This is a genomic window from Caballeronia sp. TF1N1 (assembly GCF_022878925.1).
Taxonomy (GTDB): Bacteria; Pseudomonadota; Gammaproteobacteria; order Burkholderiales; family Burkholderiaceae; genus Caballeronia.
Genome location: NZ_CP084626.1, coordinates 1,918,447 through 1,942,355 on the forward strand (window position 1 = coordinate 1,918,447; position 23,909 = coordinate 1,942,355).

General features: G+C 63.6%; 22 protein-coding genes and 1 pseudogene. 12 read left to right on the forward strand and 11 right to left on the reverse strand.

Annotated elements, in window-relative coordinates; translation table 11 throughout:
- Window positions 1-5: 5 nt before the first annotated feature.
- From LDZ28_RS08885 to LDZ28_RS08920, 8 genes are all read left to right on the forward strand, one after another.
- Entirely contained in the window at window positions 6-773 is a 768-nt protein-coding gene (locus LDZ28_RS08885) for a DUF3106 domain-containing protein (protein WP_244825634.1), read from the forward strand.
- Entirely contained in the window at window positions 770-1,294 is a 525-nt protein-coding gene (locus tag LDZ28_RS08890) for an RDD family protein (RefSeq protein ID WP_244825635.1), read from the forward strand. Before LDZ28_RS08885 ends, LDZ28_RS08890 begins: the two co-directional genes overlap by 4 nt.
- A 79-nt stretch (window positions 1,295-1,373) precedes the next feature.
- Window positions 1,374-2,300, forward strand: coding sequence for a UDP-2,3-diacylglucosamine diphosphatase (locus LDZ28_RS08895; RefSeq protein WP_244825636.1), 927 nt, complete (start codon window positions 1,374-1,376; stop codon window positions 2,298-2,300).
- A gap of 28 nt (window positions 2,301-2,328) precedes the next feature.
- The gene (locus LDZ28_RS08900) at window positions 2,329-3,360 is read left to right on the forward strand and encodes a glycosyltransferase family 1 protein (protein WP_244825637.1); all 1,032 of its coding nucleotides are present in this window, start codon (window positions 2,329-2,331) and stop codon (window positions 3,358-3,360) included.
- Complete coding sequence (locus LDZ28_RS08905) at window positions 3,357-3,899, forward strand: diacylglycerol kinase (protein ID WP_244825638.1); 543 nt, start codon at window positions 3,357-3,359, stop codon at window positions 3,897-3,899. Before LDZ28_RS08900 ends, LDZ28_RS08905 begins: the two co-directional genes overlap by 4 nt.
- A 146-nt stretch (window positions 3,900-4,045) precedes the next feature.
- Window positions 4,046-4,786: a TetR/AcrR family transcriptional regulator gene (locus tag LDZ28_RS08910; protein ID WP_244825640.1), complete on the forward strand. Its 741-nt coding sequence runs from the start codon at window positions 4,046-4,048 to the stop codon at window positions 4,784-4,786.
- Entirely contained in the window at window positions 4,786-5,370 is a 585-nt protein-coding gene (locus LDZ28_RS08915; protein ID WP_244825642.1) for a TIGR00730 family Rossman fold protein, read from the forward strand. The genes LDZ28_RS08910 and LDZ28_RS08915 overlap by 1 nt, the downstream gene beginning before the upstream one ends.
- Window positions 5,371-5,392: 22 nt before the next feature.
- Window positions 5,393-6,139: an SDR family oxidoreductase gene (locus LDZ28_RS08920; protein ID WP_244825644.1), complete on the forward strand. Its 747-nt coding sequence runs from the start codon at window positions 5,393-5,395 to the stop codon at window positions 6,137-6,139.
- A gap of 421 nt (window positions 6,140-6,560) precedes the next feature.
- Here the strand turns inward: LDZ28_RS08920 and LDZ28_RS08925 are convergent, their stop codons facing one another.
- The 6 genes from LDZ28_RS08925 to sugE form a co-directional block, all read right to left on the reverse strand.
- On the reverse strand, window positions 6,561-7,160 hold the full coding sequence (locus LDZ28_RS08925; protein ID WP_244825645.1) for a DUF924 family protein: 600 nt from the start codon (window positions 7,158-7,160) through the stop codon (window positions 6,561-6,563).
- Window positions 7,157-7,888 (reverse strand): alanyl-tRNA editing protein, encoded by a 732-nt coding sequence (locus tag LDZ28_RS08930; RefSeq protein ID WP_244825647.1) that lies wholly within the window; start codon window positions 7,886-7,888, stop codon window positions 7,157-7,159. Before LDZ28_RS08930 ends, LDZ28_RS08925 begins: the two co-directional genes overlap by 4 nt.
- 96 nt (window positions 7,889-7,984) lie before the next feature.
- Window positions 7,985-8,407: a group II truncated hemoglobin gene (locus LDZ28_RS08935; protein WP_244825648.1), complete on the reverse strand. Its 423-nt coding sequence runs from the start codon at window positions 8,405-8,407 to the stop codon at window positions 7,985-7,987.
- Window positions 8,408-8,428: 21 nt separating this feature from the next.
- Window positions 8,429-10,918 (reverse strand): ABC transporter permease, encoded by a 2,490-nt coding sequence (locus LDZ28_RS08940; protein WP_244828072.1) that lies wholly within the window; start codon window positions 10,916-10,918, stop codon window positions 8,429-8,431.
- Window positions 10,919-11,028: 110 nt separating this feature from the next.
- A complete protein-coding gene (locus LDZ28_RS08945) occupies window positions 11,029-11,667 on the reverse strand; it encodes a DUF4126 domain-containing protein (protein WP_244825650.1) in 639 nt (212 codons plus the stop codon).
- A 324-nt stretch (window positions 11,668-11,991) separates the two neighbouring features.
- Entirely contained in the window at window positions 11,992-12,312 is a 321-nt protein-coding gene (gene sugE / locus LDZ28_RS08950) for a quaternary ammonium compound efflux SMR transporter SugE (protein WP_244825652.1), read from the reverse strand.
- A gap of 222 nt (window positions 12,313-12,534) precedes the next feature.
- Between sugE and LDZ28_RS08955 the strand changes: the two are divergent.
- Together LDZ28_RS08955 and cydB are read left to right on the forward strand one after the other, a co-directional pair.
- Window positions 12,535-13,995 (forward strand): annotated as a pseudogene (locus LDZ28_RS08955) (cytochrome ubiquinol oxidase subunit I).
- Between the two features lie 20 nt (window positions 13,996-14,015).
- Window positions 14,016-15,023 (forward strand): cytochrome d ubiquinol oxidase subunit II, encoded by a 1,008-nt coding sequence (gene cydB, locus LDZ28_RS08960; protein ID WP_244825654.1) that lies wholly within the window; start codon window positions 14,016-14,018, stop codon window positions 15,021-15,023.
- A gap of 14 nt (window positions 15,024-15,037) precedes the next feature.
- Here the strand turns inward: cydB and LDZ28_RS08965 are convergent, their stop codons facing one another.
- Genes LDZ28_RS08965 through LDZ28_RS08975 form a run of 3 tightly spaced genes read right to left on the reverse strand, consistent with a single transcriptional unit; the run spans window position 15,038 to window position 17,470 of the window.
- On the reverse strand, window positions 15,038-15,502 hold the full coding sequence (locus LDZ28_RS08965) for a hypothetical protein (protein ID WP_244825655.1): 465 nt from the start codon (window positions 15,500-15,502) through the stop codon (window positions 15,038-15,040).
- Window positions 15,503-15,549: 47 nt separating this feature from the next.
- Window positions 15,550-16,122, reverse strand: a complete 573-nt coding sequence (locus tag LDZ28_RS08970) for a peroxiredoxin (RefSeq protein WP_244825656.1) — start codon at window positions 16,120-16,122, stop codon at window positions 15,550-15,552.
- 52 nt (window positions 16,123-16,174) lie between these two features.
- Window positions 16,175-17,470, reverse strand: a complete 1,296-nt coding sequence (locus tag LDZ28_RS08975; RefSeq protein WP_244825657.1) for an EAL and HDOD domain-containing protein — start codon at window positions 17,468-17,470, stop codon at window positions 16,175-16,177.
- A gap of 442 nt (window positions 17,471-17,912) precedes the next feature.
- Between LDZ28_RS08975 and LDZ28_RS08980 the strand changes: the two genes are divergently transcribed.
- Together LDZ28_RS08980 and LDZ28_RS08985 are read left to right on the forward strand one after the other, a co-directional pair.
- Window positions 17,913-19,856, forward strand: coding sequence for a bifunctional diguanylate cyclase/phosphodiesterase (locus LDZ28_RS08980; protein WP_305038153.1), 1,944 nt, complete (start codon window positions 17,913-17,915; stop codon window positions 19,854-19,856).
- Window positions 19,857-19,959: 103 nt separating this feature from the next.
- Window positions 19,960-21,429: an HDOD domain-containing protein gene (locus LDZ28_RS08985; RefSeq protein ID WP_244825658.1), complete on the forward strand. Its 1,470-nt coding sequence runs from the start codon at window positions 19,960-19,962 to the stop codon at window positions 21,427-21,429.
- Between the two features lie 10 nt (window positions 21,430-21,439).
- Here LDZ28_RS08985 and LDZ28_RS08990 read toward each other — a convergent pair whose 3' ends face one another.
- Window positions 21,440-21,883 carry a hypothetical protein gene (locus LDZ28_RS08990; protein ID WP_244825659.1) on the reverse strand — a complete coding sequence of 148 codons (444 nt, stop codon included), beginning with the start codon at window positions 21,881-21,883 and terminating at the stop codon, window positions 21,440-21,442.
- A 277-nt stretch (window positions 21,884-22,160) separates the two neighbouring features.
- Entirely contained in the window at window positions 22,161-23,825 is a 1,665-nt protein-coding gene (locus LDZ28_RS08995) for a methyl-accepting chemotaxis protein (RefSeq protein WP_244825660.1), read from the reverse strand.
- Between the last annotated feature and the right edge of the window lie 84 nt (window positions 23,826-23,909).

Below are 23,909 nucleotides of genomic sequence, written 5' to 3' on the forward strand. Positions count from 1 at the left end.
TTCGGGTGAGTTACAAGCGCGGTCTCGCGATTGTCTTTAGTTGCGCGATTGCGAGTCTGGTCGCATTCGCCGCGACTTATCCGCGCTTTTACCCAGCCACCGCCGCCTTGCTCTCGACCGCCGCCGCGCCCAACGGCGCAAGTTCGGGCGCCGATTCCGGCCTTTCGCTGTCGGCGCTCTCTTCCGGCAGTCCGCTCTCGTGGAATCGTCTCACCGAAGCGCAGCACGTCGCGCTCGCGCCGTTCTCCACGCAATGGGATTCCTTCAGCGAAGAGCGCAAGCAAAAGTGGCTGAAGATCGCATCGCGCTATCACCGCATGTCGCCCGAGGCGCAAAAGCGTCTGCATCAGCGCATGGAGGAATGGACGCGCATGACGCCGGACCAGCGCAAAGTCGCGCGCGAGAACTATCAGGTTTCAAAGTCCGTCGCGCCGGAGAATCGCGAAAAGGCGTGGGATGCTTACCAGAAGCTTTCCGAAGAGCAGAAGAAAAAGCTCGCCGCCACCGAGCGCACGCGCCGTCCCACGGTCGTTAGCGCGCCGCCGACCGGCAAGAGCGAAGTGAAGGACATCAACCGGCTCGTGGCCGCGCGCGAGCAAGGCCACGGCGCGGGACATGCCGAAGGCGGCTCCGGTGCGCCGGCTGCATCGCCTTCTTCCACCTCAACCGCCTCGCCCGCCACGCCCGCGATTCCCAACGCCGCGAGCGTCGTGCCGGCAACGCCGATTCCCGTCTCCCCGCAGCAAGCGCCTTCCATGTACAACGGCTCATGAGCGCGTCCGCTTCCACCACCACGCCTCTCTCGCCGCTTTACGCGCCCACGCTGCGCCGCCGGCTCGCGACGATGGTCTACGAAGGCGTCATTCTGTTCGGCGTGGTGTTCATCTCCGGATATTTGTTCAGCACGCTCACCCAGCAGAAAAACGGCCTTACGCATCACAACTGGCTGATGACGTGGATCGGTCTCGTGCTCGCCGCGTATTTCGTGTGGTTCTGGACGCACGGCGGCCAGACGCTGCCAATGAAAACCTGGCGCCTCAAATTGGTCGACGCCCACGGTGAGCCCGTCACGCCTGGCCGGGCGCTCGCGCGCTATGCGCTCGCGTGGCTGTGGTTCCTGCCGCCGCTCGCGCTGCATCCGCTGCTCGGGCTCGCCGTGCCGCAGACGCTCGCCGTGTTCGCGGCCTGGATCGCGCTGTGGGCGGCCGCCGTCCGGCTCGATCCGGCGCGGCAGTTTCTGCACGATCGCCTGGCTGGCACGCGCATCATCACGGCGCCGGCTCCCTACAAGTAATAAGAACTTCTCGTGACTGTCACGGCTCGGTCACGGCCGCATGGCGCAATGCGCATATCGAAACCCGATACGCGAGCCCATGACCTTCCACTCGACCGTCACGCAGGCAATCGAAGCGTCTTCCGCTTATCGTTTTCGGAGCGCCGACCTGCGCGGCGCGACGCATGAAACCGCCCTGCCGCTGCCGGCGAACCCGGGCGTCGACGACGACAGCGAATCCTCCAGTGCGCCTCAACGCTATCGCGCGATCTGGCTGTCGGACATCCATTTGGGCTCTGGCGGCTGCCAGGCGCCCTATCTGCTCGATTTTCTGCGCCACAACGAGTCGGAGTATCTGTATCTCGTCGGCGACATCATCGATGGCTGGCAACTGAAGAAAGGCTGGTTCTGGCCGCAGGCGCACAACGACGTCATTCAGAAAATCTTGCGCAAGGCGCGCAAGGGCACGCAAGTCGTCTATATCCCCGGCAATCACGACGAAGCCGCGCGCCAGTACTGCGATCTCGCGTTCGGCGACATCCACGTGCGCGGCGAAGCCTTCCATACGACGCTCGCGGGCAAGCGTCTTTGGATCGTGCACGGCGATCTCTTCGACGGCGTGATCCAGCACGCGAAATGGCTCGCCTATCTCGGCGACACCGCCTACACGATGATCCTGCTGCTCAACCGCTGGTTCAATCGCGTGCGCACGAAGCTCGGCTTCGACTACTGGTCGCTCTCGCAGTATCTCAAGCATCAGGTCAAAAACGCGGTCAACTTCATTTCGCAGTTCGAACGGGTCATGACCGACGAAGCTCGCCGCCGCGGCTGCGATGGCGTGGTGTGCGGGCATATCCACAAGGCCGAGATACGCGATATCGACGGCATTCTCTATTGCAACGACGGCGACTGGGTGGAGAGCCTCTCCGCGCTCGTCGAGACCCAAGACGGCGAACTGAAGATCGTCTACTGGACCGTCATGCACTCCCCGGAAGCGCAACCGAACCGCGTGCGCGCCACCGTCTGAACCGCATCCTCACCCGAGCCGAAATCCGATGAAAATCATGATCGTCACCGATGCATGGGAGCCGCAGGTCAATGGCGTCGTGCGCACGCTTACGCAGACGAGCCGCGAACTCACGGGCCTCGGGCATCGCGTGGAATTGCTCACGCCGCTCGAGTTCAGAACCATTCCGTGTCCGACTTATCCCGAGATTCGCCTATCATTGATGCCGGGCCGGCACGTGGCGAAGCGTATCGACGAATTCGCGCCGGACGCGCTGCATATCGCGACCGAAGGCCCGCTCGGCATGTCGGCGCGTGCCTATGCGCTGCGTCACAAACTGCCGTTCACGACCGCTTATCACACGCGTTTTCCCGAGTACGTGAAAGCGCGCTTCGGTATTCCGCTCGCCATGACTTATCGGTTTCTGCACTGGTTTCATCGGCATTCGCAGGCGGTGATGGCGCCTACTCCGGTCGTCAAGCACGACCTGGAACAGTACGGCTTCACCAACGTCGTGCTGTGGACGCGTGGCGTCGATCTGGACATCTTTCATCCGATGGACTCGAAGGTGCTCAACACCGCGCGGCCCATCTTTCTGTACGTCGGGCGCGTGGCCGTGGAAAAGAACGTGGAAGCGTTTCTGAAGCTCGATCTGCCCGGCTCGAAGTGGGTCGCGGGCGAAGGACCGGCGCTCGCGGAACTGAAGTCGCGCTATACGAACGTCAACTATCTCGGCGTGCTCTCGCAGACGGAACTGGCGAAGGTCTACGCGGCCGCCGATGTCTTCGTGTTCCCGAGCCGCACCGATACCTTCGGCCTCGTGCTGCTCGAAGCGATGGCCTGCGGCACACCGGTCGCCGCGTATCCGGTCACCGGTCCAATCGATGTACTAGGTGAACACGGTCCCGGCGCGCTCCATGAAGATCTGCACGAAGCCTGTCTGCAAGCGCTCAAGATCGAACGCGCCGATGCCCGCGCGTGGGCCGAGCGCTTCTCGTGGCGCGCGGCCTCCGAGCAGTTCGCCTCGCATTTGCGCCAGGTCGAACCGCGCGCGCCGAGCACCGACCGGGCGGCCGCATGACGCGAAAGAGGCTCGCCGAGCAACGCGCCGAAGCTCACGCCCGTGCGGCGCCTCGTCCGCTCGAGTCCAAGCGCGATGGCGACGTCGAAGCCAATGAGGAAAACGAACCGCTAGGTCCCGACGATCCGCTCGCGCCGCTGCCCTTCAACCCGTATAAGGGTAATCGCGGCTTCACGCGCGCCTGGCACGCGATGAAGAACTCGCTCAACGGTTTTCGCGTCGCCATTCGCGAGGAAAGCGCGTTTCGTCAGGAACTCACGCTCGCCGCGATTCTTCTGCCATGCAGTCTTTTCGTGCCGGTGGCGCCCGTCGAGCGCGCGGCGCTGATCGCATCCGTGCTGCTCGTGCTGATCGTCGAATTGCTCAATTCGAGCGTGGAAGCGGCTATCGACCGCATCTCGCTCGAACGTCACGAACTCTCGAAGCGCGCGAAGGATTTCGGCAGCGCGGCCGTGATGGTCGCGCTCGGCGTTTGCCTCATTACGTGGGCGTTGATTCTCTGGCCGGTCGTGTCGAATTGGCTCGCTCGTATCCCATAAAAGATGAATGTCACCTGAAACGCAGCACTGTCGCGCCGAACGACCGGTTTATAATCGTCCGACATTCTCAAAAATAGCAACGGAAACCGGTCGCGCGAACGTTTTGGAGTTTCGAGCGCCGCCACCGGAAGCCAAGGTCGGACGACATGGAAGCCAAACCTCCCCGCCGTACCCGCGAACGGATTCTCGAGCTGTCGCTGAAGTTGTTCAACGATATCGGCGAGCCGAACGTCACTACCACGACGATCGCCGAGGAAATGGAAATTAGTCCAGGTAATCTGTACTACCATTTCCGGAACAAAGACGACATCATCAACAGCATCTTCGCGCAATTCGAGCAGCAGATTCAGAAGCGCCTGAAGTTCCCGGACGATCATCGTCCGACCATAGATGAAATGTGGTCGTACTTACAGTACATGGCCGATTTCCTGTGGGCGTATCGCTTTCTCTATCGCGATCTGAACGATCTGCTCGCGCGCAATCGCACGCTCGAAACGCACTTCAAGCAGATCATCACGCACAAGGTGCGCTTTGCCAGCCAGCTATGCGAAGCGCTCGTCGCCGATCAGGAAATGGTCGCGACGCCCGCGGAGATCGAGGTCATCGCGACCAATATGGGCGTGATCTCGACCTACTGGCTTTCGTATCAGTACGTGATGAACCCGCGCAAGTACAACGATCAGGAAGCGATCCGCACGGAGTTGCACCAGGCGAGTCTGCATATCATTTCGATCATGGCGCCGTATCTTCGCGGACGATCGCGCCAGCTCTTCGACGACCTCGTGTCCGGTAAACTGCCGAAGCGCCAGTACGCCGACTTCCTGCCGCCGCGCGAGGAAGCGCCGCCGGGTGCGCCGAAGAACGTAACACCGAAGGATTCCCGATAATGAAGGCTGTTTGTGTCTATTGCGGCTCCGCGAGCGGAGCCCGCCCTGTATATGCCGAAGCGGCCAAGGCGTTCGGCCGCGCGCTCGTCGAGGCCAACCTTTCGCTCGTGTATGGCGGCGGCCGCGTCGGTTTGATGGGCCTGATCGCCGATGAAGTGCTCGCCGCCGGCGGACGCGCAATCGGCGTCATTCCAGAGTTGCTGCTTGCGAAGGAAGTGGGCCATACGGACCTCACGGAACTGATCGTCGTGCCCGACATGCACGAGCGCAAGAAGCGCATGGCCGATCTCGCGGACGCGTTCGTCGCGATGCCCGGTGGTGTCGGCACTTTCGAGGAATTTTTCGAAGTGTTCACGTGGGCGCAGCTTGGTTATCATCAGAAGCCTGTTGGCCTGCTGGACGTGAACGGCTATTACGACCCGCTCATGGCCATGTTGCGCCATACCGTCGACGAAGGCTTCATGCGCGAGCAGTATCTAGAGCTCATACAGATTGCGCGCGAGCCCGGCGAGATGATCACGAAGCTGCAGCACTACACGCCGCGCACGCTCGACAAGTGGAACGAAAAGCGCGACGCGGTTTGATCCATCCCTAACGGTCGACACGATGTCCAAAGTCATCCTGATTACGGGCGCGAGCCGCGGCATCGGCCGCTCGGCAGCGCTGCTCGCGGGCGCGCGCGGCTGGTCGGTCGGCGTGAACTATGCGAATAACGCCAGTGCCGCCGATGAAACCGTCGCCGCGGTGCAAGCCGCTGGCGGCAAGGCGATCGCCATTCAGGGCGACGTGTGCGACGAGGCGGCGATCATCGCGATGTTCGATGCCACCGAGAAGGCGTTCGGCAAGCTCGGTGGCGTGGTGAATAACGCGGGCATCGTCGCGCCCGGCTCCATGCTCGCGGACATGGATATCGAGCGCATGAAACGTATTTTCGATACCAATGTGCTCGGCGCGTTTCTTTGCGCTCGTGAAGCGGCGCGGCGGCTTTCCACTTCGCGTGGTGGCAAGGGCGGGGCGCTCGTGAATGTTTCTTCGGCGGCCGCCAGATTAGGCGGCCCGGGGGAGTATGTCGATTATGCGGCTTCCAAAGGGGCTATCGATACACTCACCATCGGGCTTTCCAAAGAGCTCGGGCGCGAAGGGGTGAGGGTCAATGCCATTCGGCCAGGTCTCATCGAGACCGAGATTCACGCTAGTGGTGGTAAGCCCGATCGGGCTCAGGTGCTGGGTGGGCAGACGCCTATCGGGCGCGCCGGGTCCGCCGATGAAGTCGGCGAGGCTATCGTCTGGCTACTCTCCGATGCCGCTTCTTATGTCACCGGGGCTTTGATCGATGTCGCCGGTGGGCGGTGAGTGCTTTCTTTTTTTCTTTTGCTGCGTTTTGTTCAGTAGCCGCCTCCCCGGCGGAGGGGTAACTTTCTTTGCTGCTGCAAAGAAAGTCACCAAAGAAAGCAGCTTAGGAACCGGCTTCTGAAGCACAACTGGTTCCCCGCTATTTACCACAAACCCTTTGAGCACTTCCCCTTTCTCACGCTCGTAGTCGTTCGCAGCTGATGATTCTCTTCGAGCGCTTGCCCTGCAATGGGCCGTTGTCTGCGAATTTTTTTGTCACCTCTCCGCAGCTGATGACCTTCTTTGCGGCCCGCTGGTGGGAAGCCTTGTCTTTGCGCGGTTCTACTCGAGCACTCACATTGACTACTGGTCTTAATGCTCTTCGGACCTCCTAGCCACGCCTTTCTGACTCGCTGCGCGCAATCATCGGGTTCGCCTCCCTCTAAAAGCCGCCGCGGGTCGTCAGCCACGTTTCTTCGTCCTTCGTCGTCGGCCTGCCCAAAATTCGGTTGCGATGCGGAAAGCGCCCGAATCGTTCGATGACTTCCGCATGCTTCATCGCCGATTCATGGAAGCTCGTCACGCCCTCTTCTTGCTCTAATTTCCCAAACAATTCAACCGCGCGAAGCTGGCTTTCCATCGTCTCGTCATGCTCGAATGGCATATACGCAAACGCACGATGGTATGCATCGGCCAAGCGCAAATCATCGCCGGAATCGACCAGCGCTTTCGCCAACGCCAACGCACGCTCGTCGCCCGCAAACGCGCGCGGCGTATGCCGATAACAATTGCGCGAAAACTGGTCGAGCAGCACGATCAGCGCAAGCGCACCCGAAGGCGTGCGCTCCCATTCACGCAAACCGCCCGACAGCGCTTCTTCGAGCACCGCGCCGAAACGCTCGCTGATCTGCGCATCGAAGGCAGGCTTCTTTTTCCACCACAGCTTGCGTTCCGTCCCGGCCTCAGGCGAGCCGACCGCGCCGAACCAGAATTCGAGTATCGCGCTCGCGCGCGGATCGAGTGCTTCCGCTCGCGCGTTCAAACCAGCTCCAGCACCAGTCGCCGCGTGCGCGCGCTCTTCTTCTCCAGCTTTGCAATCCGCAAGCCGCCGATCTCGCCCGTATTACGCACATGTGTGCCGCCGCATGGCTGCAAATCCACGTTTTCGATGCGCAACAGGCGCACGCGGCCAAGGCCCATCGGCGGCTTTACGCTCATCGTGCGGACGAGTTCAGGGCGCGCGGTCATCTCGTCGTCGGTGATCCATTCGGTATTCACGTCGTGCGCGCCGCCGATCAGTTCCGCCAGACGCGCTTCCACGCGCTCACGTTCGATAGGCTCGACCGTCGCGAAGTCGAGGCGCGCATAGTCTCTCGTGATACTGCATCCATCCACCGGATACGGCAGTACCGCGCACATCAGATGACTCGCCGTATGCAGCCGCATATGCCGATACCGCCGCTCCCAGTCGATCTCCGCGCTCACTCTGTCGCCAACCTTCAAAAGCGAAAGCGCTTCTTCTTGGCCGGGCGCGGGCACATGCACGGCGTCGTCGGGCGTGGCGCCTTCGAACTTCGCCTTGCGCGTGTCGGCGATGACGATCTTCGTGCCGTCGGCAAGCGTCAGCGTGCCCGCATCGCCGGCCTGGCCGCCGCCGAGCGGATAAAACACGGTTTGATCGAGGTGGATGCCCATTTCGTCGATAGCCGTGACGCTCGCCTCGCACTGTGTGCGATAAGCGTCCTCGCGAAAGAGTGCGCGTGTGCTCATGTCTTGTCCTTGCGATATTTCGTGGGGCGGCAAAAAGCCGTTCCGCAGATCATGCCGCACGCGCCGCTGCCTTGGACCGATACAAAAGCGCGCGAATCAGCCGGGCCGGTTGCGCATCCAGTCGGCGGTATCGAAGAAAGAGGTGAGAAGGCGCTCGCGCAAAGGCTCGTCGAGGCCGATGTCCTGCATCGCCCACGCCATGCAGCGCAACCATTGATCGCGCTCGGCCGTTGCAATGGCGAACGGCATATGCCGCGCCCGCAAACGCGGATGGCCGAAGCGGCTGATGTAGTGATCCGGTCCGCCCATCCAGCCGCACAGAAACCAGAAGGTCTTGTCGCGGGAGTTGTCGAGTGTCGGCGGATGCAGCGCGCGCAAGCCCGCGAATTCGGGTTCGAGGTCCATCAGATCGTAAAAGCGATCGACCATCGCGCGCAGACGTTCCTCGCCGCCGATCAGTTCGAACGGCGTGGGCTTTTGGACTTCATCGTCGGAAGGTTGGGAATTGACTTCGCTCATTGCTTTTGGACAACAGAAAACTCAGGCGTCGCGCAGCGATTGCAAGGCCGGACGCGCCAGCACGCGCCGCAGGCTCATCCAGCCGCCGAGCGCCGCGCAAGCAACGCCCGCGACGATGCCAACCGGCACGAGCCACGGGTTGAACTCGATATGAAACTCGAACACGCGCGATGCAAGCACGTAACCGATGCCCTGCGCACCGAGCGCCGCCATCAGGCCGGACAACGCGCCGACCGCGACGAACTCAGCGACCTGCACCGAACGAATCTGCCGATGCGATGCGCCCAAAGCCCGCAATAGCGCCGACTCGCGCATGCGTTCGTCGCGCGTGCCGGCAAGCGCCGCATAAAGCACCAGCACGCCGGCCGCGAGCGTGAAGATGAACAGGAACTGCACCGCGCCGATCACCTGGTCGAGCGTGCGCTGAATCTGCGCGAGGATCGGCGCGGTATCGATGGCGGTCACGTTCGGATAGGCGGCGACGAGGCCGTCGATGGTGCGCGCCTGTTCCGGCGGCAGATGAAAACTCGTGATGAACGTCGCGGGAAGGTCGGCCAGCGTCTCGGGCGGCATCAGCACGAAAAAGTTGACCTTGAACGAATTCCAGTCGACCTTGCGCACGCTCGTCACCGGCGCCTCGACCGGCATGCCGGCGACATCGAAACGCAGCGTGTCGCCCATCTTCACGCGAATAGTTTTCGCGATGCCCTCTTCTATCGACACCGCCGGCTGCGCGTTCTTGCCGAACCACGTGCCCTGCGTCACGCGGTTATCGCCCGGCAATTCAGTGGTGTAAGAAAGATTGAATTCGCGATCGACGAGCCGTTTTGCATCCGGCTTGTCGTAGCTGTCCGGATTTACCGCCTTGCCATTGATGGCGACGAGACGCGCGCGCACCATCGGCGAGAGCGCGGCATCGGGTTGGCCATGCCCATGCAGATACGCGAGCACGCCTTCGCGCTGATCCGGCTGGATGTCGATGAGAAACTCGTTGGGCGCATCCGGCGGCGTGGCGGCGCGCCAGCCCTTGATAAGGTCGTCGCGCGTCATCGCTATCAGCAACAAACACATGAGGCCGATGCCAAGCGCCGTGATCTGCAACGCGCTCGCGCCGCTGCGCCGTTCGAGCGACGCCAGCGCATAACGCCAGCCCACGCCCGCGCGGCTCTTTTCCCGCCGCACGAAGCGCGCCGCCGCCCACAACGCCGCGCGCGCGATCACGCCGAAGATCAGGAGGCCGGCCGCGAATCCGCCCGCGACGATGCCGCCGAGCTTTAACTCGCCCGCCGCGACGATGAGCAACGCCGCGAACAGCACGACGCCGACGCCGTAGGCCGCATAAGCGACGCGCTTTGCATCGCCGAGTTCACGGCGGATCACATGCACAGGCGGCACGCGCGTGAGCGGCAAAAGCGGCGGCAGGGCGAAGCCGAGCAGCAGCACGAGGCCCATCGCGATGCCTTGCAGCGCGGGCCAGACGGAGGGCTGCGGCAAATCGACATCGACGAGCGAGCCCAGCCAGTTCAGCAGCACGAGATGGCCGCCGAAACCGAGCACGACGCCAAGCGCGCTGCCGATCACGCCGATCGCCAGGAATTCGTTCAGAAACAACGCGCGCAGCGTGCGCTGACTGACGCCCAGACAACGCATGGTGGCGCAGCCGTCGAGATGCCGCCGCGCAAAACGATGCGCGGCCATGGCGATGGCTACCGCCGCGAGCATCGCCGTCAGCAGCGAAACGAGCGTGAGAAAGTGGCTCGCGCGATCGATGGTCTGCCGCACTTGCGGCTGCCCGTCCGACAGCGATTCGAGTCCGACGCCGCGCAATTTGCCGCCGTCGGTCTTATCGCGGGCGAATTGCGCGAAGCGCTCGATCTGCGCATCCGGTCCCGCGACCAGCAAGCGGTAAGTCACGCGGCTGCCGTAGCCGAGCAATCCCGTGGCGGCGATTTCATCGGCGCGCATCATGAGGCGCGGCGAGAAGTTGACGAAGGAAAAGCCGCGATCCATCTCGCGCGTGATGATGCCCGCGACCTTGAACGTGCGCGTGCCGACCTTCACCGTGCCGCCGGGCTGCGTTTTCAGCGCATCGAGCAGGGACGCATCGACCCAGACGGTGCCGGGCGCGGGAATGCCGTTGACGGGCGCGTCGGGCTTGCCGGGCGCCGACGCGATACGCAGCGCGCCACGCAGCGGATAACCTTGCGTCACGCCCTTGATCGCCGCGAGCCGCGAGGCGGGCTGCGCCGCGGTCGAGCTGATCATGCTCGGGAAGATCGTGGTCCCGGCGGTTTCGAGGCCGAGCGACCTGGCTTGGTCGGTGAACATCGCATCGACGGGATGATCCGAGCGCACGACGAAGTCCGCCGCGATCATCTGACGGCCGTCGCGCACGAGCCCTTGACGCATGCGGTCGGAGAGAAAACCGACGCTCGACAGCGCCGCCACCGCCAGCACCAGCGCGAGCAGCAGCATGGTGAGCTCGCCCGCGCGCCAGTCGCGCGCGGTCATGCGCCACGCCTGACGCGCGGTCTGCAGAAAATCGAGCCGGACAGGAGGATGCGTGCGGTCGGCTTTGAGCGCGGCCTTGGAGGGAGTGGAGTCGTTGCGCGCCGCGGTGCTCAATCGTGCTTGCTCCGCAGGCTCGTGATCGACGTTTGCGGCGCGCCGCTGCCGGGCAGCATGTGCTTGGCCATGCGCGATATGCCGCCGTGCACGCCGCGCACGAGGCGCGGCAGCGCCCAACCGGCGATGACCAGGAACGCAATCAGCATGACGAGGAACAGCACCGGCACGAAGAGCGCGAGCGTGATGCCGAGCAGCACGCCGATATCTTCCGTCGCGGATGCCGCCCAGTTCGACACCGGTTCGGGCGAGAGATTGATCAGCGCGCGCGTGCCCGCCTTGGCGAAATGCGAGGCGCCGGCAAGCGTTCCGCCCGCCAGCGCCGCGATGGTGAGCATGGCCGGATCGGCATGACCGAGCGTGCCGGCGGCAAGCACGGCGCCCGCCGGAATGCGGATGAACGTGTGAATGGCGTCCCACAGCGAATCGAGCGCGGGAATCTTGTCGGCGAGAAATTCGACGACGGCGAGCACCGCCGCCACGCCGATCACCCACGGCGAACCGAGCACCGCGAGCGAATCAGGAAGATGGATGAGACCGATGCGTTCAAACAGACCCGCGATGAAGACCGTGAGATACAGGCGCAACCCGCTCGCCCATGACAGGCCCGCAGCGAGCGAAAGTGACTCAAGCATTGCCGCCTCCTTGGTGCGCCAGCAACCCGGCCAACCGTGTCCGCCGGTCTGAACGTCGCTTCTTTCCGGCCCGGATGCCGGAAGAAGCCGCCCATATCAACGAGGATATCGAAAAAAGCCTCGTGACGCAGGCGGAAAGATAAAACGGTGCGGCTCGCCGAGTGATGTTATCTGCAATCGGAGATTGCTGAAAATCGGAAATGCCTTCAGACCATTATATCCATGCAAAAGGAAGCGGTGCAGCAAGACATCCGGCGAATGCCGCCCGAAGTGCGCTGCCGCTCGCACGGGCGACCATTGCGGTCGCGCCGGCGCAACAGCGCGTCAATGCCCGGACGAGAGCTTGAGTCCGATGAGCCCCGCGACGATCAGCGCCGCGCTGCCGATACGCGCCGCCGTCAACGCCTCGCCCAGAAATACGATGCCGAAAATAAACGCGCCGACCGCGCCGATTCCCGTCCAAACAGCGTAAGCGGTGCCGAGCGGCACCTGGCGCATGGCCATGGCAAGCAAGACGAAGCTGCCGATGGCCGTCACCAGCGTGAACAACGACGGCCAAAGCCGCGTAAAGCCTTCCGATGACTTGAGCCCGGCGGCCCATGCCACTTCGAGCAAACCGGCGATAAAAAGAAGAATCCAGGACATGAGGTGACTTCCTCGAAGGAACGGGGCCGTCCCCGGTAACAAGAAGCGCGCGCGGTCGTCCACGCGGCGAAAGCAGACCGTAATTATACCGATTTGGTGCAGCAAGGCTTTTCGCTCCTCGTGCCGAGCGATGGAAAACCGTGTATTAATGGAGCGCGCGCCACCAGTGTGCGACCGTGCACCCTTCGCCCCGCCTTTTACAGAAACATAAAAGGAGCGCTCATGGATGTCGATTCGGTCCTGCTTTCACGTTTCCAGTTCGCCTGGGTCGTCGCGTTCCACATACTGCTGCCCGCGTTCACGGTCGGCCTGTCGTGCTTCATCGCGACGCTCGAATTCAACTGGTGGATCACCAAGCGCGATGTCTACCGGCGCCTGTCCGCGTTCTGGCTGAAAATCTTCGCGGTGTCGTTCGGCATGGGCGTGGTGTCGGGCATCGTCATGCCGTTTCAGTTCGGCACCAACTGGAGCCGTTTCTCCGATGCCACCGCCAATGTCGTCGGCCCGCTGATGGGCTACGAAGTGCTGACGGCGTTCTTCCTCGAATCGGCGTTTCTCGGCGTGCTCCTGTTCGGACGCAAGCTCGTGCCGCAATGGGCGCACGTCATGTCCGCGATCTTCGTCGCGGCGGGCACGGTCATCTCGTCGTTCTGAATTCTCGCCGTCAATAGCTGGATGCAGACGCCGCAAGGGCATCGCATGTTGCCGGACGGCCGCTTCGAAGTGGTGAGCTTCTTCGACGTGATCTTCACGCCGTCGTTTCCGTACCGGCTTGGGCATACGGTGAGCGCGTTCCTCGTCACGACGGGCTTCGTCATTCTCGGCGTCGGCGCCATGTATCTGCGGCAAAAACGCGCTGTCGAGGAAAGTCGCGTGATGCTCAAGATGTCGCTGATCTTTCTCATCATCATGGTGCCGATCCAAATGGTGATCGGCGATTCGCACGGTCTGAACACGCTCAAATATCAGCCCGCCAAGCTCGCGGCGATGGAAGGTCTGTGGGAAACCGGCTCGCGCGTGCCCGCGAATCTTTTCTCCATTCCCGACGAAAAGGAAGAGCGCAACCGCTTTGAGATTTCGATTCCCGTGCTCGGCAGCCTTTACCTCACGCACGATCCGAACGGAGTCGTGCGCGGGCTGAAGGACTTTCCGCGCGAAGACCGCCCGCCTGTCGCCGTGGTGTTTTTCGCCTTTCACATCATGGTCGGGATCGCGCTTCTGATGTTCGCGCTCGTGCTGTCGGGCGTCGTGCTGTTCGCGCGCGGTAAGCTGGAACAAAGCACGCGCTGGCTGCGTTGCGCGACGTTCGCCATGCCGCTCGGCTTCATCGCGGTGATTGCGGGCTGGACCACCACCGAAGCGGGCCGTCAGCCGTGGACGGTATATGGCATCCTGCGCACGCGTGATTCCGTCACGCCCTCGCTCACCACCGCCGACGTCGGCCTGTCCTGGGCGCTCTACATGCTGGCTTATCTCGTGATCTTCGGCGCGGGCTTCGTGCTGTTGCGGCGGCTCGTGCGCATCGGCCCGACCGACGCGTCGCGTGACCATGAGAACGAATCGCTCGATACGAAGACGCGCGCGGCGCGGCCGCTGTCGGCGGTATCGGCGGTCACGGCAGGCGGCGACGGCGGCGCGCGCACGGCGAATCGCGACGACGTCGTCCCGCCGCATCGCCCATAACAAGTCAACCGGAGACCGCGATGCTCGATCTCGTGCCTTTGTGGGCCGCCATCCTCGCGCTGGCCGTGTTCATGTACGTGCTGCTCGACGGCTTCGATCTGGGCGTCGGCATGCTGTTCCTGCTGCGCCGCGATCCCGACGAACGCAACTTGATGATCCACTCCGTCGCGCCGGTGTGGGACTTCAACGAAACCTGGCTGATCCTCGGCGGCGGCGGCTTGTTCGCGGTGTTCCCGCTGGCCTTCGCGATCATCGTGCCGGCGGTCTACTTTCCGATTCTCTTCATGCTGCTCGGGCTGATCTTTCGCGGCGTCGCGTTCGAATTCCGCGAGGTCGAGGGCGCGCGCCGATGGCTGTGGGATGGCGCGTTCGGCTACGGCTCGCTCGTCGCGACCTTCGCGCAAGGCACGGTGCTCGGCATGTTCATCCAGGGCTTTCCGATCCACGGCCGGCAGTACGCCGGGACGAGCTGGAACTGGGTGGCGCCGTTTCCGCTGCTCGTCGGCGTCGGGCTGATCTTCGGCTATGCGTTGCAGGGCTCGACCTGGCTCGTGCTCAAGACCGAAGGCGAGTTGCAGGCGTGGGGCCGCAAGATGGCGCGTCATGCGCTGCTCGGCGTGATCGCGTTCATCTTGCTGATCAGCCTGTGGACACCGCTGAAAGATGCGCGCATCGCGGCGCGCTGGTTCGGCTTTCCGCAGAGCTTCGCGTTCACGCCCGTGCCGGTGTTGACCGCGCTCCTTGGGTGGACGTTGTGGTCGAGCTTGCAAAAAGGCCGCGAAGTGCTGCCCTTTCTGTGCTCCGTGGGCCTCTTCTTTCTCGCGTTCACCGGGCTCGTGATCAGCCTGTGGCCGTTCATTGCGCCGCCTTCGGTGACGCTGTGGGACGCATCGGCCGCACCGTTATCGCATCAGTTTCTGCTGATCGGCACGATGTTCCTGCTGCCGGTCATCATCATCTACGTGATCTGGTCTTACTGGGTGTTTCGCGGCAAAGTGCGCGGCGATCTCGGCTATCACACGCAATAGCCGCTTGGTCATGACTAAAGCTTCTGGCGCGTGGCGAGCGTGAGGATGCGCGTCCACTTGCGAGCATCGGCCGGATCGCTGATGGGCAGACGCCATTCGGGATGTTTCGAATCCGCGACGGTGAGGACGACCGCGTTGCCCTGCTCCTCGCGCGCGCCGCGCAGATCGGCAAAGATATAGCTGCCCGTCGCTTCGCCCACGCGCACTTCCAGGAGCCGCTTGCCCGCGGCGAGCCGCAAGCCGCCCCAGTCGCGTTTGAGTTCGTGAGTCCAGTCGCCACCAGCCGAGCGCGGAATGTTCGCCGCGACCTCACGGCGCCGCGCGAGCCAGTAAGCGACGCCCGCCGCGATTGCCGCGGCCGCCACCACCGCCACGCCGACTGCGACAGCAAGCCCGAAGTGCGCGTGCAGCGCGTTGAACGACCAGACGGCGCCATAAATGAGCGCGACGAGAACCGCGAGTGCGACAACGATCGGCATCTGACTTCACACCTTGTTCTTTGAACGACGAATACGGAACGACAAGCTCATTGCGCCTTGTGTTTTGCGTTCCAGTCACGCAAGGCCTGCAAGGTGTTCGCGACATGCTGATCCGGCGAAAGGCTCGTGTATTCGTAGATCACCTTGCCGTCCGGCGCGATCACGTAGGACACGCGATTGGCCATCGAACTCTTCATGGGCAGCGAAGCGTCGTAGGAGCGGATGATCTTCGAATCTTCATCCGCCGCGACCGGGAACTTGCTGCGGCACTCGCTCACGGAAAACTTCTTGAGCGTGTCGATGTTGTCGTGCGACACGCCGATCACGGTGGCGCCCTGCGCCTTGTATTGATCGACCGCCTCGGCGAATTCGTGCGCTTCGATCGTGCAGCCCTTGGTGAACGCCGCCGGATAGAAGTACAGGACGACGGGGCCTTTCTTGAGCGCGTCGGCGAGCGAATACTGATACACATCGCCGCCAAGCGATGCCTGGGCGACGAACGACGGCGCGGCGTCGCCCGGTTTGAGCGTGGCGCTCGCGGCAGTCGAATACACCACGGCCACGCAAGCCGCGGTTGCGGCGGCCAGGCCGACGACGGTCGCCAGAATCTTTTTCTTCATATGCACTCCGCTTGAGGGCAGCAAAAATGTCGCGAGACGAGCGGCAAGCGCCTCAGCCTTGCGCCTCGTCCTGATCCAGCCGGCTCTCGGTGAACCACGCCGCCGCTTCGACCTGCATTTGCGAGAGCGTGGCGGGCGTGAGTTCCGCGAGCGCGGGATCGGCCAGCCGGCTTGCATCGATCGCGGCGGCATCGCCCTGTTCGGCCGCTTTTGCAATGGCCAGCAGCGCACCGAGCGCGCCCTCGCCTTCGAGGATCGCCGAGCGGATCTCCGCCGTGAGGTGAAGCTTATCGACAATTTCTTCCGGCTGCATGCCGAGCACGACATGCACGAGCGAAAAGATGCCCGTCATGAAGGCGGCATCGGCAAAAGGCTCGTCATCCGGGCGCAGCACGCCGGCCGCGAGTTCCATGAAGCGCGCGCGCGTGCCGACGAGTTGGAGGAGCGGGTCCGAGCGCCACGGCAGACCGCTGCCGTCCGCATAGAGCAGCAGTTGGGTCCAGCGCATCAACTGACGTGTGCCTGTCGACGCGATGGCCTCGCGCAACGACGACACGCGCCGTCCGCGCGCATGCGCGCTGGAATTGGCCAGACGCAGCAGTTGCACGACGATGTCCGGATTGCGCTTGAGTTCGGTCTCGAGCTCGCGCAAGGCCGGGTCGCCGCCGAGCACGGCGAGCAACCGCAGCAGCGCACCGCGCGCCGGACTCGCGCGCCTTGCGGAGAGCACTTGCGGCCGCGCGAAGAAATAGCCCTGAAAGAAGTCGAAGCCCAGGCGCTTGGCTTCCTTGAAGTCGTCGAGCGTCTCGACCTTCTCGGCGACCAGCAACTTGCCGCGCGTCTTGAGCGTCGTGGCGAGCTTCGGCAAGTGCGCGCGGTCGGTGGACAGAAGATCGATCTTGACGATATCCACGGATGGCAGCGCGGCAAGGAGCGCGTCGTCCAGACGGATGACATCGTCGAGAGCCAGGCGAAAGCCTGCGTTACGCAACTGGCCGCAGCGCCGGAAGATGGACTCGTCGAACTCGATGCTCTCCAGCAATTCGAGCACGAAGCGCTCGGGCTGCATGATGTGGACGATGTCGTCGAAGAGCAATTCGCGGCTCATGTTGACGTAGCCGGGATGATCGCCCAGCACGGCCGACACGCCGATCTCGCCGACCGTGCGCGCCACCACGTGCGCGGTGGCCTGCACGTCGTCCGCTATGCGGGCGCGATTGTCGGGGCTGTCGCGAAACAGCAATTCGTAGGCAGCCAGCGCGCCGTCGCCGTCGAGAATGGGTTGACGGCCGACATAGACACTGTGTTCGCGCCGGGAGGGCGCGGGCTTTAGCGGGGAATCGGCCATGACGGGAAGCTCGGAAGTGCCCAGCACGCTGCCTCGCAAACGAGGCAGGCCGGCAATCTATGGTGGGTCATGGGATTGAACAACTCAAGCGAATTTTCCGGTCGACGGTCAACGGTCATGCAAGCGGACATCGCCGCCGGCACTGCAGGTGCCATCGAAAGTGCCATCGAAGGTGCAATCGAAGGTGCCATCGCAGGTGGCATGATACGCAAGTTTTGTACGACAAATAACCTCGACGCGTCTGGCCATACAGCGCGGCACCGTCGCTCCAGCTAAAGAAACCGTCCCATGGGCCGATAACTCGCCTGATAGAACGTGTCGCGCGTGTGCCGGCACGTACCCGACGAAAGCGTCCGCAAGACGTTTTCGAGCGCCGCAGTGTCCCCTCGCCGTTGCTTATTCGGCCGCGGAACACCGGCGCCACGCACCACTCGACCACAACATGCAAGCGAATCGGATCACCGCCTCCCGCCGCGCACCGTGGCGCATCGTTCGCGATGCGCTCGGCCGCGCATGGCGAAGCGCCGTGGCGAGCCGCCGCGAAGCCGTGAGCGCCGCGCCCGGCGTCGCCGTGCAAGCGCAGGCACAAGAGCCGGTACAGCCGGAAGCACAAGCGCAAGCACGCGCGCCCGCTTCTTCGAGCGCAGTCGCGGCGCACTGCTTCGACAAGGATCAGTCGGTGCTCATGCTGGCGCTCGGCGCGGTCGATTTCCTCGCGCAACTCGACGATGCCCTGCGCTTCCGACAGGTGTCGGACGCGAGCATCGAGTTCATCGGGTATCACCGTGACTATCTAAGCATGCTGACGCTGCACGACCTCGTGCCGTCCGAGGAAGCCGACGAACTGCACGCGCTCATTGCTCGCGCGCGAGCGAGCGGCAAGCTCGAATCGGCGACGCTCAACGTGGTGAAGTCGTTGACCATTCCGATCTGCGTCGAGCTGCGGCTCATGTCCACCGCCGCGCTCGGCACGCCGGGCTTCGCGCTCGCCGCGTTCGATGTATCGCACTGGCGCGAGCGTGAGGATTCGCTGCAACACGCGCTGCATCACGATGCGCTCACCGGACTCGACAATGCCGCCGCGCTCGATACCGCCATGAGCGCGGCGCAAGCCGAAGCCGAACTCACGCGCACGCAGGCGGCGCTGCTCGTGCTCGATATCGACGATTATCAGCGGATCAACCGCGCGCTCGGTTACGACACCGGCGACGACATGCTGCGCGAGACGGCGCGGCGCATTCAGCACACCGTCGCGCCGGGCGAGCGCGTGGCGCGCATTGCGAGCGACGAGTTCGCCGTGCTGCTGCCCGCCGGCACCACACTCGAAGCCGCCGAAAGCCACGGCAAGCGTCTGCTCAACGCGATTGCGCAGCCGTATCGGCATCGCGGGCAGCATACGCATTTGTCGGCGAGCGTGGGTATTGCGATGTACCCGGATCACGCCGCGCTCGCGGACAAGCCCGTCGAGCGCAACGGCAAGCACGGCGTTCAGGCGAGCCTGTTGCGCATGGCCGATCACGCGCTCGCGCAGGCGAAGGCCGCGGGCGGCAACACGCTCGTGTTCCACGCACCCGACGACGACCCCGCCGACGCCGAACGCCTCAAGCTGGAAGCCGAGCTATACGAAGCGGTGCGCAACGGCGAGTTCTCGCTGTACTTCCAGCCGATCACGAAGATCCGCACGGGCGCGGTGGTCGGCGTGGAAGCGCTGATGCGCTGGAATCATCCGCTGCACGGGCTCGTGCCGCCGACGGTGTTCATTCCGCTCGCGGAGTCCATCGGTCTCATCAACTATCTGGGCAACTGGGTGTTGAAGGCGGCGTGCATGCAGCTCGCGCAGTGGGACGCCATCGGCATCCGGCTAGATTACGTGGCGATCAACGTGTCGCCGCAGCAGTTCCGGGACAAGCGTTTTGCCTCGGCGGTCAAGGAAGCGCTGGCGCTGACGGGCATCGACGCGCGCCGCATCGTGCTCGAAATCACCGAGAGCGTGCTGATGCGCGATCCCGAGGAAGCGACTTGCCTGCTCGAAGCGCTGACTTCGGTGGGCATTCGCTTCGCCGTCGACGACTTCGGCACCGGCTATTCGAGCCTCGCCTATCTGCAGCGGTTTCCCTTATCGAAGCTCAAGATCGACCGGAGCTTTGTCGAGAACCTGATTACGTCGCGCAACAATCGTGCGATCGTGAGCGCCGTGGTCGGGCTCGCGCAATCGCTCGGGCTGGAACTCGTCGCCGAGGGCGTCGAAACCGAGGAGCAGCGCGACCTGCTCGCCGAGATGGGCTGCGACCATATTCAAGGCTGGCTGATCAGCCGCGCGCTGCCGTCCGACGAGCTGGCGTCGTCGTTCCAGTCGCATTCGCTGGTGCTGCACGAGACATTATGAGAGAAGGCGTGTTCGTGTTCTAATCGAACGACACGTCATGAGAAAGAAGGCTGCGAGGGCCGATTGGAATCGATCCTCGCGCAACGAAGGGTTCTTATCACGGATGGCAGTCAAGGCCGAAATTATGGACAAGCTGTGGGCGCGCATGAGCGAGCGCGGGGATTTCCCCATGCTGTCTCAGGCGCTGCGCACGACCGTGTCCGCGATGAGCGATAACGACCTCGACTTCACGTCCCTCGTGCAAGTGGTGCTGTCGGACTTCGGCCTCACGCAGAAGGTGCTGCGTCTCGCCAATTCCGCGATGTACGTGGCCTTCGGCGGCAACATCACCACCGTCACGCGCGCGCTGATGGTGCTCGGCATGGACGCCGTCGGGCATCTCGTGGTCGGGCTCAAACTCGTCGATCACTTTCATCACAGCGCGCCACGCCGTATCGACGCCAAGCTGGAACTCAACCGCACCTTGCTCTCCGGCGCGGTCGCGCGGCAGATCACCGAGCGCACTGATCTGCGTTCGGCGGAAGAAGCCGTGGTCTGCACGCTGATGCGGCAGATCGGCAAGCTGCTCGTCGCGTTCTATCTCGAACACGAGTGGGATCAGTTGCGGCGCAAGGCGGCGGCGGACAACATCAGCGACAGTCACGCGTGCGCCGCGCTGCTCGGCGTGACCTTCGACGAAATCGGCATGGAAGCGGCCGACCGCTGGCGCCTGCCCGAGACGATCCGCGCCGGCATGCAGGCGAGCGACCCCGAAGCGCCGCCCGACGAAAGCGTGCCGAAACACGTGCGCTGGCTGCAGGCCGTCACCAACTATTCGACCGAAGTCGCCGACGCGCTCACCGCGCAGCATGTCGAAGCGAGCGGCCGCGAGTCCTTGCTCGTCGATATCGCCAATCGCTATAGCGACGCGCTCAGCACCGACGCCGCGACGCTCGCCTCGATGAGCCTCGCGCTTTCCAGCGAAGAAGGCGGCGACTCGGTGATGCGTGAAATCAGCGAACTGCAGGCCAATGCGGATGCCATCGCGCGGGCGGGAATATCCGCGGAAGCGCGCATAGGCGCGAGCCTCGAAGACTTGCGCTCGTTGCCATCGAAGAATGCGCTCGCGCCCGTGCTTGCGCTTGCCTCCGAAGCCGTGCTCGCGGGGCTCGGCTTGTCGCGCGCGGTGGTATTCGTGCGCCAGGCCGACAACGAATTCCAAGCGCGGCTGGGACTTGGCGCCGGCGTCGAAGCGATGCTGCCCAAGCTGCACTTTTCCGCCGACTTCAAGCCCGACGTGTTCCATCTGGCGATCACGAATCCGGTGGGCATCTTTATCGAGAACGCGCACGATCCGCGTATCGACGCACGCTTGCCGCGCTGGTACAAGGAGACGCTCGGCGAGGCGCAGGCGTTCGTGCTGCTGCCGGTGAAGTCGGATGCATCGACGGTCGCGCTCGTCTATGGCGACTGGACGCATCCGCAACACGTGCGCAAAATCGCGCCATCGGAAATGAGCGCGCTGAACGAACTCACGCGCGAACTCAGCCGCTTCTTTTCCAGCGCGAACTGGAAAGAAGTCGAGCTGATCTGATTCCTCCTTCCTATTCGCGCTTCAGAATAGCCACGACCTGCTCGCCATATGGGACGAGATAGCCGCCGTTGGCGCGCTGCCAGGCGAGCGCGTCGGCTTCGTTGGCGAACCAGTTGCGCTCATAGTCGTTGAACGCGCCGGCATCGAGCCGGTATCGGTCGATGCGCGCGGCGGGTTCTGTGTCGATATCGTTCTTGCAGGCGTCCCAGCTTGAATAACCGAGTTCTTTGGCGAGCATGGCGAGCACGTGCTTGAGTTGCAGCGCGTCGCGCTTCGCGTGGAGATCGGTGAGACGCGAGGCGCGCGTGATGTCGGCGGATTGCAGCCGTCGCAACACGGGCAGCGCGGCGCTCGAATCGCCATCGCGCGCCTGACGCAAGAGCCGCCGCGCGTGTTCGCGCAGATAGTCGCCATTCGAAGCGGGAGGGGAAATTGGACAGGATGTGGACCACATGACGTTGTTCCTTTGTTTGCGCCGTTCTCGCGTGCGGCTGAAAAGGTTCGACGTTGCGGTTCGTGACTTGGGCGCGTTGACTGCGCTTTGGACTGCAAGGCGTGGCAGGTGTGGATGACTTTCGCGAGAATGGGCGCCCTGCCGGCGCCCGAGTTCGCGGATTTTAGCTTGAGGTTGCGACTTTGAGCAAGCGCGAAGAGTACGCGTACTCAACGATTGCGCTTGCCGTGCAAACCAGGTCGAGGGGCTTCTTCACCGTCACCCGACGCCACGCGAATCAGGCAAGTTGGAACTTCCCGACCAGCGCATTCAACCCCTTCGCCTGATCGTCGAGCGATTGCGCCGCCGCGGCCGCCTCTTCCACCAGCGCCGCGTTCTGCTGCGTGCCCGCATCCATCTGCGCGACGGCGTGGCTGATCAGTTCGATGCCCGTCTTCTGTTCCGCCGATGCCGCCGAAATCTCGCCCATGATGTCGGTCACGCGCCGCACCGCGCGCACGACCTCTTCCATCGTCGCGCCCGCTTCCTGCGCGAACGACGAGCCGTCCGACACGCGCGCCACCGATGTATCGATCAGGCTCTTGATCTCCTTCGCCGCCGCCGACGAACGCTGTGCAAGACTGCGCACCTCGCCCGCCACGACCGCGAAACCGCGCCCTTCCTCGCCCGCGCGCGCCGCTTCGACCGCTGCGTTCAACGCCAGAATGTTGGTCTGAAACGCGATGCCCTCGATCACGCCGATGATGTCGCCAATACTTTTCGCGCTCGCATCGATCCGCTGCATGGTTTCGACCACGCGGCTCACTACCGCGCCGCCCTTCTCCGCAATCGCCGACGCGTTGTTGGCAAGCGTGCTCGCCTGCATCGCGTTATCGGCGTTCTGGCGCACGGTCGACGTGAGTTGCTCCATGCTCGAAGCGGTCTTCTCGAGCGCCACCGCCTGTTCCTCGGTGCGGCGCGACAAGTCGACATTGCCCGTTGAAATCTCGCTCGATGCCGACGCGATAGCCTGCGCGCTCACCGCGATCTCGCCGACCGTCGACGACAGGCCCGCCTGCATCTCCGACAAAGCCGCCAGCATGCTCGCGTCATCGCGACGCGCAAGCGCGATGCGATTGGCCAGATCGCCCGAGGCGATGCGCCGCGCGATATCCATCGCGTAAGCCGGCTCGCCGCCGAGTTGTTTCGCGAGCCGCCGCACGACCCATTCGCTCACGGCGATAGCCAGCCCGAGCAGCGCGAGCGTCAGCACGGAGACCATCACGAACGAGGAATGAAAGATGAACGCGGCGGCATCGATGGTCGCCTTTGCGGCCGCACCGCGCCGCGCGACGAGTTCATCGACCATCTTTTCGAGCTTGCCGGTCTCGACCAGCAGCGAAATGTCCTGCGTCCCCACTTGCCAGTTCATCTGCGAAAGATCGAGCGGCTGCTCCTTCACGAGTTTCACGAAGCCGCGCACGTTGCCACTCCACGCGGCGAGCGCCGTGTCGAAACGCTTTTGCTGCGCGAGTGCGTCCTGGTCCGCGTGATCGACGTATTGCGCGAGTTGTCCCTGTTCCTTGCCGATGGCCGCGAGCGCCTCTTCGATCTGCGCGCCGAGATCGTCGCGCTCTTTGGCGGTCGTCGCGGTGAGCAGCATCTTTTGGGAGCGGCTCGCGCGCAGCAGATAGCCACGCGTTTCTTCCGCCGCGCGGCTCGCGACGACGCCCTGCGTGTAGATGGATTCGGTCGCGCCGTTCAGACGGCTGATCTGCATCAGCGATATCGCGCCGATGGCAAGCGTTCCTGCAAGCACGAGTCCGAAGGCAAGACGCAGCGTCGCCTTGACGCTCAACCCTCGCCTGGCGGAATCGGCCGCGCGTGGATGGTTGCTGGCGGCGTCCGGCAGGAAGGCCGCGTCGCTCGTTGCGCGTACGCCGCGTAGCGAGAACAGTTTCATGGTTGATCCCCGAAGTGTTTGCTGGACGGCCGCGTCTATCGCGCGGCACGTCTGTATCGCTGGTCTACGGCAAACATTCGGCTT

Coding starts and splice junctions, on each gene's coding strand:
- sugE (WP_244825652.1), bottom strand. CDS start 12,312: ATGTCCTGGATTCTTCTTTTTATCGCCGGTTTGCTCGAAGTGGCATGG.
- LDZ28_RS08935 (WP_244825648.1), bottom strand. CDS start 8,407: ATGAGCGAAGTCAATTCCCAACCTTCCGACGATGAAGTCCAAAAGCCC.
- LDZ28_RS08905 (WP_244825638.1), top strand. CDS start 3,357: ATGACGCGAAAGAGGCTCGCCGAGCAACGCGCCGAAGCTCACGCCCGT.
- LDZ28_RS08985 (WP_244825658.1), top strand. CDS start 19,960: ATGGCAGTCAAGGCCGAAATTATGGACAAGCTGTGGGCGCGCATGAGC.
- LDZ28_RS08940 (WP_244828072.1), bottom strand. CDS start 10,918: ATGACCGCGCGCGACTGGCGCGCGGGCGAGCTCACCATGCTGCTGCTC.
- LDZ28_RS08995 (WP_244825660.1), bottom strand. CDS start 23,825: ATGAAACTGTTCTCGCTACGCGGCGTACGCGCAACGAGCGACGCGGCC.
- LDZ28_RS08980 (WP_305038153.1), top strand. CDS start 17,913: ATGCAAGCGAATCGGATCACCGCCTCCCGCCGCGCACCGTGGCGCATC.
- LDZ28_RS08945 (WP_244825650.1), bottom strand. CDS start 11,667: ATGCTTGAGTCACTTTCGCTCGCTGCGGGCCTGTCATGGGCGAGCGGG.
- cydB (WP_244825654.1), top strand. CDS start 14,016: ATGCTCGATCTCGTGCCTTTGTGGGCCGCCATCCTCGCGCTGGCCGTG.
- LDZ28_RS08895 (WP_244825636.1), top strand. CDS start 1,374: ATGACCTTCCACTCGACCGTCACGCAGGCAATCGAAGCGTCTTCCGCT.
- LDZ28_RS08990 (WP_244825659.1), bottom strand. CDS start 21,883: ATGTGGTCCACATCCTGTCCAATTTCCCCTCCCGCTTCGAATGGCGAC.
- LDZ28_RS08970 (WP_244825656.1), bottom strand. CDS start 16,122: ATGAAGAAAAAGATTCTGGCGACCGTCGTCGGCCTGGCCGCCGCAACC.
- LDZ28_RS08910 (WP_244825640.1), top strand. CDS start 4,046: ATGGAAGCCAAACCTCCCCGCCGTACCCGCGAACGGATTCTCGAGCTG.
- LDZ28_RS08975 (WP_244825657.1), bottom strand. CDS start 17,470: ATGGCCGATTCCCCGCTAAAGCCCGCGCCCTCCCGGCGCGAACACAGT.
- LDZ28_RS08890 (WP_244825635.1), top strand. CDS start 770: ATGAGCGCGTCCGCTTCCACCACCACGCCTCTCTCGCCGCTTTACGCG.
- LDZ28_RS08930 (WP_244825647.1), bottom strand. CDS start 7,888: ATGAGCACACGCGCACTCTTTCGCGAGGACGCTTATCGCACACAGTGC.
- LDZ28_RS08915 (WP_244825642.1), top strand. CDS start 4,786: ATGAAGGCTGTTTGTGTCTATTGCGGCTCCGCGAGCGGAGCCCGCCCT.
- LDZ28_RS08965 (WP_244825655.1), bottom strand. CDS start 15,502: ATGCCGATCGTTGTCGCACTCGCGGTTCTCGTCGCGCTCATTTATGGC.
- LDZ28_RS08920 (WP_244825644.1), top strand. CDS start 5,393: ATGTCCAAAGTCATCCTGATTACGGGCGCGAGCCGCGGCATCGGCCGC.
- LDZ28_RS08900 (WP_244825637.1), top strand. CDS start 2,329: ATGAAAATCATGATCGTCACCGATGCATGGGAGCCGCAGGTCAATGGC.